Origin of the sequence: Muricaecibacterium torontonense (genome assembly GCF_004793925.1) — a bacterium.
Taxonomy (GTDB): domain Bacteria; phylum Actinomycetota; class Coriobacteriia; order Coriobacteriales; family Atopobiaceae; genus Leptogranulimonas; species Leptogranulimonas caecicola.
On the sequence record NZ_SRYE01000001.1, the window covers coordinates 287,068 to 299,732 of the forward strand.

General features: G+C 60.1%; 11 protein-coding genes and 4 tRNA genes. 4 read left to right on the top strand and 11 right to left on the bottom strand.

Annotated elements, in window-relative coordinates; genetic code table 11:
• Positions 1-2: 2 nt before the first annotated feature.
• From E5334_RS01235 to E5334_RS01245, 3 genes are read right to left on the bottom strand one after another with little or no spacing between them, the layout of a single operon-like run.
• Positions 3-416, bottom strand: coding sequence for an FHA domain-containing protein (locus E5334_RS01235; protein ID WP_136011785.1), 414 nt, complete (start codon positions 414-416; stop codon positions 3-5).
• Complete coding sequence (locus E5334_RS01240; RefSeq protein WP_136011786.1) at positions 416-1,717, bottom strand: FhaA domain-containing protein; 1,302 nt, start codon at positions 1,715-1,717, stop codon at positions 416-418. The genes E5334_RS01235 and E5334_RS01240 overlap by 1 nt, the downstream gene beginning before the upstream one ends.
• The gene (locus E5334_RS01245; RefSeq protein WP_136011787.1) at positions 1,704-3,701 is read right to left on the bottom strand and encodes a serine/threonine-protein kinase; all 1,998 of its coding nucleotides are present in this window, start codon (positions 3,699-3,701) and stop codon (positions 1,704-1,706) included. Before E5334_RS01245 ends, E5334_RS01240 begins: the two co-directional genes overlap by 14 nt.
• 229 nt (positions 3,702-3,930) lie before the next feature.
• Between E5334_RS01245 and E5334_RS01250 the strand changes: the two genes are divergently transcribed.
• Positions 3,931-4,017, top strand: a tRNA-Leu gene (locus E5334_RS01250).
• A gap of 329 nt (positions 4,018-4,346) precedes the next feature.
• Here the strand turns inward: E5334_RS01250 and E5334_RS01255 are convergent.
• Positions 4,347-4,562, bottom strand: coding sequence for a DUF6724 family protein (locus tag E5334_RS01255; RefSeq protein WP_136011788.1), 216 nt, complete (start codon positions 4,560-4,562; stop codon positions 4,347-4,349).
• 152 nt (positions 4,563-4,714) lie between these two features.
• Between E5334_RS01255 and serS the strand changes: the two genes are divergently transcribed.
• Both serS and E5334_RS01265 read left to right on the top strand, forming a co-directional pair.
• Entirely contained in the window at positions 4,715-6,010 is a 1,296-nt protein-coding gene (serS, locus tag E5334_RS01260; protein WP_136011789.1) for a serine--tRNA ligase, read from the top strand.
• Positions 6,011-6,184: 174 nt separating this feature from the next.
• Positions 6,185-7,147, top strand: coding sequence for a helix-turn-helix domain-containing protein (locus tag E5334_RS01265; protein ID WP_136012135.1), 963 nt, complete (start codon positions 6,185-6,187; stop codon positions 7,145-7,147).
• A 101-nt stretch (positions 7,148-7,248) separates the two neighbouring features.
• On the opposite strand, the gene E5334_RS01270 is transcribed toward E5334_RS01265, so the two are convergent.
• Positions 7,249-8,202, bottom strand: coding sequence for a patatin-like phospholipase family protein (locus E5334_RS01270; RefSeq protein WP_136011790.1), 954 nt, complete (start codon positions 8,200-8,202; stop codon positions 7,249-7,251).
• A gap of 113 nt (positions 8,203-8,315) precedes the next feature.
• Here E5334_RS01270 and E5334_RS01275 point away from each other — a divergent pair, with 113 nt between their 5' ends.
• The gene (locus E5334_RS01275; protein WP_136011791.1) at positions 8,316-8,711 is read left to right on the top strand and encodes a hypothetical protein; all 396 of its coding nucleotides are present in this window, start codon (positions 8,316-8,318) and stop codon (positions 8,709-8,711) included.
• 79 nt (positions 8,712-8,790) lie between these two features.
• On the opposite strand, the gene E5334_RS01280 is transcribed toward E5334_RS01275, so the two are convergent.
• The 6 genes from E5334_RS01280 to E5334_RS01305 form a co-directional block, all read right to left on the bottom strand.
• Positions 8,791-9,708 (bottom strand): Abi family protein, encoded by a 918-nt coding sequence (locus E5334_RS01280; protein WP_136011792.1) that lies wholly within the window; start codon positions 9,706-9,708, stop codon positions 8,791-8,793.
• Positions 9,709-9,991: 283 nt separating this feature from the next.
• Positions 9,992-10,068 (bottom strand) — tRNA-Arg (locus E5334_RS01285).
• A gap of 176 nt (positions 10,069-10,244) precedes the next feature.
• Positions 10,245-10,321: transfer RNA gene (locus E5334_RS01290), tRNA-Arg, on the bottom strand.
• 388 nt (positions 10,322-10,709) lie between these two features.
• Positions 10,710-10,800, bottom strand: a tRNA-Ser gene (locus E5334_RS01295).
• Positions 10,801-10,943: 143 nt separating this feature from the next.
• Entirely contained in the window at positions 10,944-12,032 is a 1,089-nt protein-coding gene (gene gluQRS / locus E5334_RS01300; protein ID WP_136011793.1) for a tRNA glutamyl-Q(34) synthetase GluQRS, read from the bottom strand.
• 8 nt (positions 12,033-12,040) lie between these two features.
• Entirely contained in the window at positions 12,041-12,559 is a 519-nt protein-coding gene (locus E5334_RS01305; protein WP_275438872.1) for a ferritin, read from the bottom strand.
• Positions 12,560-12,665 lie beyond the last annotated feature (106 nt).

Sequence of the window (12,665 nt, forward strand, 5' to 3'; positions counted from 1 at the left end):
TGTCATCGGCGGCTCACTCGAAGCACGGCGTCGCCTACCTGCAGGTCGTCGCCGTCGCGCAGGGTGACGGGCTCGGTGACCTCGCGGCCGTTGACCATGGTGCCGTTGGTGGATTCCAGATCTTCCAGCACCAGCGCCGGGCCCTGGAGGGTGAGGCGCGCGTGGTTGGCGCTCACAAAGGGCTCGTCGATGACGATGTCGCAGCTAGGGGAGCGGCCAATGACCACGGGCCCCAGCATGTCCACATGGAGGCCGCGCAGGTTGCGGGGCCCCTTCTCCAGGTCCAAGGTCCAGATGGCGGAGTCTTTGCGCTGCCCTTTCACCAGGCCAATGCCGGTGCGCATGACCGCGAACAAAAACAGGTAGAGCAACACCACCAAAAGGATGCGGCCAATAAAGAGGACGAGGTCGATCATCAGCCCTCCCGGAACTCAAGGTTCGTAAGCCCCAGCGTGATGAGGTCGCCGTCGCGCAGCACGCAGCGCTCGATGTCCACGTCGTTCACCAGGGTGCCGTTCATGGACTTGAGGTCGCTGATGAGCCAGTGGCCGCCCTGATAGGACAGCTCTGCATGGCGGCGGCTCACGTTGGGGTCGTGCAGCACGATGCCGCCGGTGGTGCGCTCGCGGCCAATGATGCAGCGGTCAGAGGTGCAGGCATAGGTGCGCCCGCTCTGGCGGTCGATGAGCACCGCCGAGGGGCCCGTCGCACGAGGCGCGGCCCCTGCCCGCGGGTTTACCAAGGGCACGTTGCGGCGCTGGGTGGGAGGGGCCATGGTAGGCCCAGGGACCGATGTTGCTGGCTGCTGCACCGAGGGCGCCACGGGAGCCGGGGCGCCGGGCACGTCGTAGCCGGCATAGCTGGGGGTGGCGCTGTAAGAGCCGTCGGCATGGGGGTTTACCAAGGGTGTCGAGGCAGCATGCCTGCGGCTTGGCGCACCGGCGCCAGCGGCAGGCGCATTCTCTGCTGCCGAGAAGGACGGGCCGCCGGCGGCCGGGACAGCTGCCTGGGGCACGCCGTTATCGGCATAGGGAGCCACGGGCTCCGGACGCAGCGCCAGGTTGGAGCCCACGGGGGCCTCGGGGCGCGCGACAGGGACGCCGGGCTGCTCGGAGATGTAGGCGTCTTCCACCACGTCCAGCACGGTGCTGGGGCTGATGACGTCCAAGCCGGCATCTGCGCCGTCTGCCACCGGGCTGCCGATGGGACCCAGGCCCGCTTCCAGCGCGTTGGCGCGGGGGCGGCCAGAGGCGCCGGCACGCGGAGTGGCTGCAGCGCGACCCTGCGCAGGGGCGGCGGCAGGGGCACCCGAGAGCACCTCTTGCTCCTCCACCCGGAGATGATCCAGGGTGCGGGCGTCGACGTTCTCTGCAAACACGGAGAACTTGCCGTGCTTGAGCGACGGATCCACCATGAAGCGCACCAGCGGCGCGCCCACAAAGGTGTAGCCGCGGCGCTGGGCATGGGCCTCCAAAAACAGGGCCGTCTCCTGGGTGAGGCTGGCGTAAAGAGGGCGCATGGCGGCATCGTCGTCTGCCGATATAAGCACCGTGAACAGGGCCGGCGCCGTATCTACGCCGTTGATCACGTAGGTCTCTTTTTCCAGCTCGCTCGAGGCCTTCTTGGCAAGCTTTTTAAAGGAGAAGGGCGCGGCGGCCTGGGCGGAATCGCCAAACAGACCAGAGATGCGCTCTTCGAACACGTTAAGGAAGTTCACTGTCTTCACCTTCCCGGCGCGCCGTGGGGATGCCAAACAGCGCGACCATGAGGAGCATGAGTACTCCTGAGCCTACCGCAACGGCCGTGGCCTGAACTGATGGAGCGGCCCATATCTGGCCATTCTCCAGACCTGAAGCCACGCAAAGCCCCACCAGCATGAGGACGGCTGCTAAAAGCTGCCCTGCCGCCGCGCGTCCCGGGCTGCCTTTGGCGCCGCACCAGGATGCCGCTGCAGCCGCCAGCGCCGAGAAGCCCACCACGCACACCGCCGCTCCCACGGCAGCCACAGGGCTCACCCCGCTGGCAGAGCTTGCAGCACTTCCCGCAGCTCCCGCTGCGAAGAAGATCCCGCCTCCGGCGCTGCCGCCCGCTCCGGCACGCACTACCAGCGCAAGCAGGGAGGACAGGGCGCTGGTGAGGGCCGCCACTGCGGGTGGCAGTCCATAGCCGGCAACTCCCGGGCTCACCGCCGGCGATGCGGCAGCCGGCCCTGCGAGCAGGGAGACACAGGCCAGGCGGCTGGAGTTTCTCGGTAGCAAAGGCAGCACGCGTACCACCCAGAGCAGGGTAGGCACCGCCACCGCGGCGCCCCAGCCCAGGGCGGGCAACAGACCGCCCGCGCCGAAGGCAACCGAGCCCGTCGCCACACAGGCAACCAGTAGCGTAGTACAGGCGCCCACCATGGGGGCGAGCGCGGCGAGGGCTGCGCAGGCGGCAGGCGCCAGGACGCTCACCCAGCTCAGGGGCAATCCCAAGCTCTGGCAGGCCCAGCTGGCCACGAGGAATGCGGCCAGGGCGTCGGCGGCGACACACACAAAATCCGCAAGCCATGGGATGCGGCGGCCAGGCGGGTCCATCGCCCTCCAGGCCGACTCATCGAACTCTTCGCCTTCCTCCGCCTGGTCCAGCAGCCCGCAGATGGAAGCCCGACCTTCCTCAGGGTCTCCCAGCGACGGCACCACTTCGCCCGCCAGCTCCAGCGGATCCACCATGCGCGCGGCTGGATCGGCGCTCATGGCGCTTTCGAAAGCCAAAGTCACGGGGCCAGCCAGCTCGGCTTCCACCGAGTCCAGCGGCGGCGCCCCCTTTTGTTCCAGCTTGAGCGACTTCTCGGCCGTAGGGGCCGAGAAGGGCGCCCGTCCCGTAAGCGCCTGATAGCAGACGGTTGCCAGCGAAAAGACGTCGGTGCGCTCGTCCACCAGCTCGCCGCAGAGCTGCTCGGGAGGCATGTAGCCCACCGTGCCGCCTCGGGCGTCGTCCCAGCCGGCCGCCGAGGCCAGCGAGGCCATGCCAAAGTCTGCCAGCTTCACCGCGCCGGTTTTGTCGATCATGATGTTTGCGGGCTTGATGTCCAGATGCAGCACGCCGTGGTCGTGGGCGTAGGAGAGCGCCGAGGCCACCGACTGCAACACGTAGGCCACCTCGCACCATATAAGCACGCCGCCCTCTACGCGGCCCATCAACTCAGAAAGGGTCACGCCGTCCACGTACTCCATGACTATGTAGGCGAACTGGTCGTCCACCGCAAAGTCGTGCACCGTGACGATGTTGGGATGCGTAAGCGCGCTAGACGCCCGGGCCTCTGCCAGCGCCTCTGCCACTGCGGCATCGACCCCATAGCCTGCGGCGTTCCCCGCGCCCCAGCCCGCGCCACCTGCCCCGCCAGCGCCCCAGCCCGCTGGGCTGTACCCTGCGGCATCGTAGCCCGCCTGGGCATAGGCCTCGGGATCCTGGGATTCCAATGGCAAGCACTTGATGGCCACGCGCCGCTGCAGGCGCACGTCCCAACACACCAACACGGAGCCAAAACCGCCCTGGTCGCGCTGCTCTATGATGCGGTAGCGCCCCAATAGCTGGGGGGATGCAAAACTCTCGCCTCCACCCGCCATCCCTAGGCCGCCTGCAGCGCCAGCGCCGTAGGCGCCGCGACCCGTGCGAGAGGGTCCAGCCTGCGAAGGCATCTCTTGGTTGAATGGGGCCATAACGACGTCCTTGGTGTGTATGGGGTGCGAATGGACGACTTTTGTCTGCAGGCACCGATGGGTACCTGCGACTCTTTGGCTTCCTAGTGTAGCATCCCCGCTGAGCCGAGGCACTCTTGCCCGTCCCTGCGCCAAATCAAGGAGAGCTTATGTGGGGAAACGGGCTCATAGGTGCGATCAAAAAAACTTTGCCACAGGCGGTAAAAGTGTGGCATACTAACCTAGCTACGCGGGCGTGGCGGAATTGGCAGACGCGTACGGTTCAGGTCCGTATGAGAGCAATCTCATGAAGGTTCAAGTCCTTTCGCCCGCACCAGACTTTCTCAGGAGCCCCTCAAGGCTCCTTTTTTCATGCCGCGATGATCCATAAAAAAAGAGCCCCTAGCTGAAGAGCTTCCTAGCTGGTGCGCCAAGAAGCTCTCGAAGGCCCAGGGGCCCAATATGTAGCAAATGAAGCATAAAATCAGAGGGACTCACAAAGCTTACTTAGTACAGTGCACTTACTCAGCGCACTGTAGAAGCTGCCTCGCGAACCACAGACTTATCCTGCGAACCACAGAAGCTGCTCGTCCCGCGCATCGCAGAAGCCAGCTGCCTCGCGCACCATACGTTGCTGTTCGGCATCCGCTGTGTTCCACCGCTCCATCAGCGTTGCTGCTTGGAGTCGGAGTCCTCATCGTCGTCGCCAAAAATACCCGAGAAGATCCCGCCTTCCTCGTCGTCGGTCTTCTCATGGTTGAAGTACTGCTTGCGCGTGCGGCGCTCCAGCACGAACGCGATGATGAGGCACAGGATGATGCCGCCAATGAACAGGCAGGCCACGCCTGTGCGCGTATCAAAAAGCCAGCTAAAGAAGTCCATGGTTAACCTTTCGGTGCAAGATGTGCCCAATGGCCGGGTCGCGCCGTTGCGACAGGAAGCCCGGGGTAGTATCCAACAAGTAGTAGTGGCAAGTATATACTGATAAATCGCCCAAATAGCAGTAGTGTCAACCCACAAGAAAGCGGGGCCCCATGCTCGATATCAAGTTCGTACGAGAGAATCCCCAGGTCGTCGATGCCGCCATGGAGGCGCGCCACGGCTCTTGGGACCGTGAGAAGTTCTTCGAGCTCGAGGCCGAGCGCCGCTCCACCATCGCCCAGGTCGAGGCCCTCCAGGCTGCGCGCAACAAGGCGTCCAAGGAGATCGGCGCCCTCATGCGCGAGGGCAAGCGCGACGAGGCAGACCAGCTCAAGGCCCAGGTGGCTGCCGATAAGAGCCGCATCTCCCAGCTGGAAGACCGCCGTGGCCAGGTAGAGCAAGAGCTCCACGACCTCATGAGCCGCATCCCCAACATCCCCGATGCCTCCGTGCCGGAGGGCAAGGACGACTCCGAGAACGTCGAGGTCCGCAAGTGGGGCACCCCGCGGCAGTTCGACTTTGAGGCCAAGGCCCACTGGGATCTTGGCCCTGAGCTGGGCATTATCGACTTCGAGCGCGGCGTGAAGATCGCCGGCAGCCGCTTCTACCTGCTGGGGGGCATGGGTGCTCGCCTGGAGCGCGCCCTCATCAACTTCTTCGTCGATATGCACATCAAGGCCGGCTTCAAGGAGTGGTGGCCCCCTGTCATCACCAACGCCGAGACCCTCTACGGCACCGGCCAGCTGCCCAAGTTCGAAGACGATCTCTTCCACGTAGAGCCCAACCTCTACCTCATCCCCACCGCCGAGGTCATGCTCACCAACATCCACCGCGACGAGGTCATCAACGGCGACAAGCTACCCCTCAAGTACACCGCCTTCACCCCCTGCTTCCGCGAGGAAGCCGGCAGCGCTGGCCGCGACACCCGCGGTATCATCCGCGTGCATGAGTTCGACAAGGTGGAGATGGTCAAGTTCGCCCGCCCCGAGGACTCCATGAACCAGCTTGAGGCCATGACCCACGAGGCCGAGCTCTGCCTCCAGGCTTTGGGCTTGCCTTACCATGTGGTGACCCTTTGCTCCGGCGACCTGGGCTTCTCTGCCGCCAAGACCTACGACCTGGAGGTGTGGCTGCCCAGCTACCACAACTACAAGGAGATCTCCAGCTGCTCCAACTGCTGGGACTTCCAGGCCCGTCGCGCCAACATCCGCTACAAGGACCCCAGCGAGTTCAAGGGCACACGCTACGTGCACACCCTCAACGGAAGCGGCCTCGCCGTGGGCCGCGCCATGGCCGCCATCATCGAGAACTACCAAAACGAGGACGGCACCGTCACCGTCCCCGAGGCCCTGGTTCCCTACATGGGCGGCGTGACCCTCATCACCCCCGAGGAATCCATCAACGCCTAGCGCTCCCTATATCTCGATCTACCTGCGTTTACACGCCTCCGCAACCCCTCGTTGCGGAGGCGTTTTCGATTCTCAACCCAAAAGCGGTGGCACGCAACCGGCCTTCTTGGCACGCTGGAACCAATGGAACCGCATCACTTCATCCCGCAGCCCACCGCACAGGAAGGCACGCCCATGAACGTCTCCATCGCCGAGCGCCTCGCCGCCCTCCGCCGCCAGCATGGCCTCACCCAGGAGCAACTGGCCCAAAAGCTCGGAGTGTCCCGTCAGGCAGTCTCCAAATGGGAGCGCACCGAGTCCAGCCCCGACACCGACAACCTCATCGCCCTCGCCCGCCTCTACGGAGTCACCCTCGACCAGCTGATCTATGGAGAGGACGCTCCCGCCGAGCTCCTCGACCCTGCCGAGAAGCCCTACTCCCAAGACTCGGACGACGCTCCTGGTCCCAGCGCCGCCGACGCCGACAATCCGGCAGACGAGCCCAACCCCGCAGGCGACTCCCCAGACGACCCCGATGCCCAGAATGACGACTCCCGCGACCAGGTCCATTGTTCCTGGGACGAGGGCGTTCATGTGGAGAGCGACGACGCCTCAGTCCATGTAGGTTGGGACGGCGTGCGGGTGCACGACTATGTCTCTGGCGACCAGGTGGAGGTGGGCCCTGGTGGCATCCACATCAACGCCGCCGACGGCACGCATACCGTCCGCACCCAGGACGACGGCTCGGTATGGATCGACGACACTCGCTACGACAGCTGGGCCGACGCCCACCGCGCCACTTCCCACGACTCCAAACCCAAAGCCTTCATCGCGCGCATTCCCTATGCGCCCCTCTCCCTCATCGCCCTGCTGGGCCTAGGCCTCTTTGGCCAGCGTTGGAACCTAGGCTGGGCTTTCGTTGCAGCTATCCCTGCGTGGGAGAGCCTCTGCGGCGTTGCTAACGCGTGGGTGCGCGGCCATCGTGGCAAGAAGCTTCGCGGAGCCGTTGCTGGCTTTTGCTTTTGGACCGGCCTCTCCATCTTTCTCATCACCGGCGCTCTCTGGGGCACCTGGCATCTTGGCTGGGCCTGGATCCTCCTAGGCCTCGCCGCATCGCTCCTAGTAGACGCCCTCTGGCCCAAGAGCTACGACTCGTAGCCGCACCGTAGCAAACTCGGGCTATCAAGACCTGTCTATCCCACACATCCCAGCGAGCCCCAGAGCGCCATCCATTCGCGCGCTCTGGGGCTCGTCGCATGTTATTGGCTCACCGACTCCTGCGCGTTCCTAAACAGCTTGCTCAGATAGTCCGCGGCGCCACGACGCACAGAGTCCAGCAGGCTCGGATGTGCCGCCGACCAGTCCACCGGATGCTCCTTCAGCCATACCCGCGCAAAATCGATGACACCCTGGCCATTGCCCGGATTAAAGGTCTCCTCGCCTGGCACAGGGATGTTCACCTCGACGTCTGCCGCCTGCGCGTAGAGAATCTCCAGCTGCTGAGCCCCATAATTCATGCACTTGGTCATAAGGTTCAAAACCGTCAGATCGTCCGCCGGCTCAAAGGTCCTAAGCATGTGCGCTGCCACAACCCCGTCCACCGTGGACCGGTCAAACAGCGGCGTGGGCAGATTCATGCGGCATCCGCCGTCTACCAGCGTATGCCCCTCAAAGGACAAAGGTTGCACTACCAGCGGATATGCTCCCGAAGCCGCAATGCAGCTCCCCAAATCATGATCGCCCGGAATCCACTTCCACGACCCCGCCGGCCCCGAGAAATACCCGTCCGTTCCCGTGAACACGCACAGCTCGCCGGTGAGGATATCCACAGAAGTCAGCGCCAGCGGCAGCTTCAAATCCCCAAAAGTTTTGACTCCTGCCTTTTCCAGCAGGGGAGCGACCTGATCCATCAGCACGCCGTCACCCAAAAAACCTTGATGGGTCACCGCCGAAAGCACATGCCTCTTCATGGTCTTGATGATTCCTGCGTCTGCCACTGACTTGTCCAGCTCCAGCAGCAAACTCTCAATATCCGATGAGCTCAGCCCCGACGCTACCAGTGTTGCCACCAGCGCGCCCATCGAGGTGCCGGCCACCGCCGCAACCTTTAGATTGTTGCGTTCCATATCTTCGAGCACCGCGACTTCCGAGAACGATCTCCAGCCGCCGCCTGCCAGAGCGAGCCCAACGCCTTCCCTATGATTAGATGCCATGGGTTCGACCTCCCTTAGTATGTGTAAAACTTACATAGAGTCCTTGTACCCCAATAAAACAGAACATATGTTCTAATATGAGGAGGCACAGAGTTTTTTCGAGAGGAGATAGCATGACACATCATCGTCGCAAGGGTTCCAAGCGTCCTGCCCAGCCCTCAGAGGTAATCCAGCAGGTAGCGCGCATAACTCACAATCTAGAAGGCGACATCGTCGAGATCGCCGTCTACGATTCTGCCGACAACATCTACCTCTATGAAACCCTGAGGCGCTCCCAGCCCTTCTCCAATGCCCCCGGTGCCGAGAAGCCCGCACCCCTCCACCGGCGAGTCACCCTATGCAAGACACAGGAACTTTGGGCTGCCCTCCGTTGTGCCCCGGGTCAAGAGGCTTTGGTTCTCACCCAAGACCTAAAGGGTGTCACTACGCTCTCGGACCTCTTGGAGCTTCTCATGGCTGCAGAATGCCCCTATATCCTGGAGAACTCTTCCATGAGCAAGGCCCTTTAAGCCAAGTAAGTAGGGATAAATATGATTTCAAACTTAAAGGGTTAGATTTGCTAGATCTGTGATCGGAGAAGATGGCTCTTTACAATTCAAGCCACCTTCCCCATATGGGACACGTTTTCCATCCTTCATTAAATCCCATAAGCTGTAAGTCCTCAGGGGTTCTGGTGTTAATTAACTGAAGCATTTTTGTATGCCAAGAAGAGTCAGGGGCTATGCGTTCGAGTATATAGCCAAGAATAGTTAGCAGCGTAAATGTGGAGCTGTTATTGACCTCGTAGGGGTGATGCCATTCGGGGTACTTGCGGCCTCTAGGGATTTTTGTTTTGTTGCCCAGGCGTCGGTTCCATAAGCGATCATGATGAGCACAGATATTACGCACGGTGTTTAATGTAATCAACCATGACTCTAATACGAGATAAGGCACGCCAATTTCGTTGGCTATACCCCCTTTTACTTCATTTGAAGAACCGCGGAAAAGAGTCAACATCATTCCAAAATCCATGATGTTGACCAACATCCAGTACGGTGGCAACTCGTGGGAATCCCCATACTTTTCTTTAAAGTGGTCTGTGAAAAGCGTTTTCGAGCGATCGTAGGCTTTAAAGCACCTTGAGATAAAACCGCAATGGATCTTTTCGTTCATATTTGGAAGGCTGGCAGCGTTGAGGTAACCAAATGGGCCATCTTTCTGTGCCAGTCTATATGCAAGCTGAGTTCGCATATAAATCTCAAGACGCTCGATGGCATCAAGGACAACAAGTCTTAGTTGCCTATCAAACGTATATAACTGCCATATCTTATTAAACCGTGTTCCCGGGATAAAAGATTCGGAGCCGTCTATAGATATCTGTTTGAATATGTACCAATATCCACTTAGTCGGTAATAACCTACGTCTTCAAGACGAGTGATCAGGTCAGTTCTATTAAAGATGAGACCAAGTTCTGCAAGTTTGTCGGCTTGTTGGTCATACGAAAGCCACGGCTTACGGTACTGCATGTAACCCCTAAAAAAACACCCGCCAGAGTTTGCATCATCTCAAAAAATGAGAGAGAGGCATGGCGGGTTCACTGACATTACTCTACCACACAGTTCAGCTACTCGAATAAGTTTACACGAGACTAAACGTGGGGCGCTCAAGTTGAATGTTCATAGAATGAATGAGGAGGGGAGGACTAGGGGTGTGAATAGATAAGCTAGTAATGATGCTGGGTTAACTTGCGTGGATAGATAAAGCATCTGTCCAAGAAAAAAGGCCCCGCAGGGCCTGAATAAATTAAACTGGTGCGGCGTACAGGATTCGAACCTGTGACGTTCTGATTCGTAGTCAGACCCTCTATCCAGCTGAGGTAACGCCGCAAGACATATTGAGTATCGTGAAGATTGGGATACTTGTCAACCGAAAATACCGTCTTTTTTAGATAACAGCTCTGCAACTATTGGGAACTCGGAGAAGGCAGGTAACATTCAGAAAACAACCTATGACCCACAGCAAAAAACGGAGGACACCAAGGTGCCCTCCGTTCAATTTGCGCTGGTGCGGCGTACAGGATTCGAACCTGTGACGTTCTGATTCGTAGTCAGACCCTCTATCCAGCTGAGGTAACGCCGCGTGCGAGAAATAGTATGCAATGGAATCCGAGCCCTGTCAACAATGAATCGAAAGATATCTCTTGTTTTGTTTTGTTGCATAGACCTGATATCCATCTGATGTGCTCCAAACATCGAGACAAGCAGCCATAGCAGGGATAATAGGGAAGAGCTATAAATAAACTCTCAAATCGCGCTACCTACGTAATCCCTCTATGTAACAATCGCAGTATGTTTCTAGAGGGCACAACGCCCCTTGTTTACCTGGGCATTCGCGCTTTACCTGGGCATTCGCGCACGTCATCCACCCAAACGCACGCTCCAGCTCCCACACGCGCCGTCGCCAGCCACTATCCGCACAAACAAACCCCCAGTAACCATTCGCGGTCACCGGGGGTCCTCACAGTCACTGGCGGAGAGCTGGGGATTCGAACCCCAGATAGGATTGAGTCCTATACTCGCTTAGCAGGCGAGCACCTTCGGCCTCTCGGTCAGCTCTCCGGGCCTTAGAAGCATACCCGATTCAGCCGTTCAGTTAAAGTCCCGAGTTGTCATGGGTGCTCATGCTCTCGCGCCTGCACGTCCGTACGTGCCAAGCCGAGAAGCCCGCGCATTCGCGCCCGCATCTGTCCTAGCGTCAGCGTTCACCCGCGCAATGCATCCACCAGCGCTTCGTCCACCACAATGTCGTCGCGCCTTGCAGTCACTTTGTCCCAGGAGAACTCGCTCACCAGCTCGATAGCGCTCACGGGCTCAAAGCGCTCAATAAGCCCCACCTTCCAGGCTAATAGTCCCAGCAGGCGCTCCGGTCCGCGCATCCAGGTCCGCAAGCTCCCCAAATCCAGGTCAAAGTCGCGTTTTGCCAAGCGTCGGCCGTCCGGCGCCACCAGCAGAGGCACATGGAAGTACTCCATCTCGCCCAGTCCTAGCACATGTTGCAGATAGCGCTGACGCCCGCTGGACCCCATCAGGTCATGGGCTCGCACCACATGGTTCACGCCCATTGCGGCGTCGTCTACCACTACTGCCAGCTGATAAGCATAGACCTCGTCGCTTCTACGCACCAAAAAGTCGCCGCAGTCTCGGGCCAGCACGGTCGACTGCGGGCCGTACACCCCATCGATAAATTCGATCGAACCCGCAGGATCGCTCAGCTCAGGTACCATCATGCGCAGCGCTGGCCTCTTCACCAAGCTCCGTTCAGCCACCTCGGCGGCGCTCAGGCCTCTACAGGTACCCGCATAAATATAGGTACCGTCGCTGGCGTGGGGAGCATTGGCTGCATGAAGCTCGGCGCGGCTGCAAAAGCAGGGATACACCAGGCATTGGGCCTTCAACGCTTCCAGCGCCTCGCCATAGGCCCAACTGCGCTCGCTCTGATACCACGGATCGCCGTCCCAGGTAAGCCCCAGCCACCGCAAGTCGTCCATAAGCTGCAGCGCCTTCTGCCTATCGCAGGTCGCGGGATCCAGATCCTCCATGCGCAGCACAATGGACCCGCCTGCCCGCCTGGCATCCAGCCAGGCAAGCAGGCAGGAAAAGACGTTGCCCAAATGCATCCGTCCCGAAGGCGTCGGCGCAAACCGCCCGCACACCTCGGTGTGCTGAGGGCTGGCTGTCAAATCAGGAAGTCCCTCAACAGCACCAGCAAACCGCCCGCACGCCCCGCTTCCAGCGGAGCCTGCGGGCGCACAATCAGCTGCGCCTTGCGTCACATCAGCCAACTCGTCCATAACTCCAGTTACATCGCCATGGTGGGCGCCACAAAAGTGCGGTTCAAATAGGACTGATCCAGCGCATAGAGTCCCTGGGGAGACGTCCCAAACAGCTCGTAGTCCTTGATCAGATCCGAGGCGTTCGTCTCCTCCTCGCCCTGCTCCTGAATGTACCAGTCCAAAAGCTTCACCGTGCGCCAGTCGGCAATGCCCGCCGCTGCCGAATAGCACTTGTTAATGCAATCCGTAATGTACTTCTCATGGGCCAAGCCGGCTTTCAGCGGAGCCAGGTCGCTGTCAAACTCCAAATCAGGCTCGGCAATGGCAAACATCTTCACCGAGTAGTCGTGATCCAGCAGGAACCTGCGCAAAATCTTGGCGTGCGCCAGCTCCTCCTGAACCTGCACCATGTACCAGTTTGCATAGCCCTTCAATCCACGCTCGTCGTAGTAATCCGCGAACGTCAAATACAAATAGGCGCTATACAGCTCCTCATTAATCTGCCTGTTCAACAGGTCGTAGACTTCCTCAGCTTTCTCAGCCATAGTCATCCTCTCATCCAAGGTCGTATCATTGCGGCCCCTCAATTCTAAACCCCTGCCGAGAAACCCTCGCCCTCGCCTCAAGCTTCCATTCTCAGGGGCCCACTGT

What these genes read in the sequence shown, in the direction of transcription:
- E5334_RS01235 (WP_136011785.1), bottom strand. Translation starts at nt 416, where the DNA reads ATGATCGACCTCGTCCTCTTTATTGGCCGCATCCTTTTGGTGGTGTTG.
- E5334_RS01245 (WP_136011787.1), bottom strand. Translation starts at nt 3,701, where the DNA reads ATGGCCCCATTCAACCAAGAGATGCCTTCGCAGGCTGGACCCTCTCGC.
- E5334_RS01255 (WP_136011788.1), bottom strand. Translation starts at nt 4,562, where the DNA reads ATGGACTTCTTTAGCTGGCTTTTTGATACGCGCACAGGCGTGGCCTGC.
- serS (WP_136011789.1), top strand. Translation starts at nt 4,715, where the DNA reads ATGCTCGATATCAAGTTCGTACGAGAGAATCCCCAGGTCGTCGATGCC.
- E5334_RS01265 (WP_136012135.1), top strand. Translation starts at nt 6,185, where the DNA reads ATGAACGTCTCCATCGCCGAGCGCCTCGCCGCCCTCCGCCGCCAGCAT.
- E5334_RS01270 (WP_136011790.1), bottom strand. Translation starts at nt 8,202, where the DNA reads ATGGCATCTAATCATAGGGAAGGCGTTGGGCTCGCTCTGGCAGGCGGC.
- E5334_RS01275 (WP_136011791.1), top strand. Translation starts at nt 8,316, where the DNA reads ATGACACATCATCGTCGCAAGGGTTCCAAGCGTCCTGCCCAGCCCTCA.
- E5334_RS01280 (WP_136011792.1), bottom strand. Translation starts at nt 9,708, where the DNA reads ATGCAGTACCGTAAGCCGTGGCTTTCGTATGACCAACAAGCCGACAAA.
- gluQRS (WP_136011793.1), bottom strand. Translation starts at nt 12,032, where the DNA reads ATGGACGAGTTGGCTGATGTGACGCAAGGCGCAGCTGATTGTGCGCCC.
- E5334_RS01305 (WP_275438872.1), bottom strand. Translation starts at nt 12,559, where the DNA reads ATGGCTGAGAAAGCTGAGGAAGTCTACGACCTGTTGAACAGGCAGATT.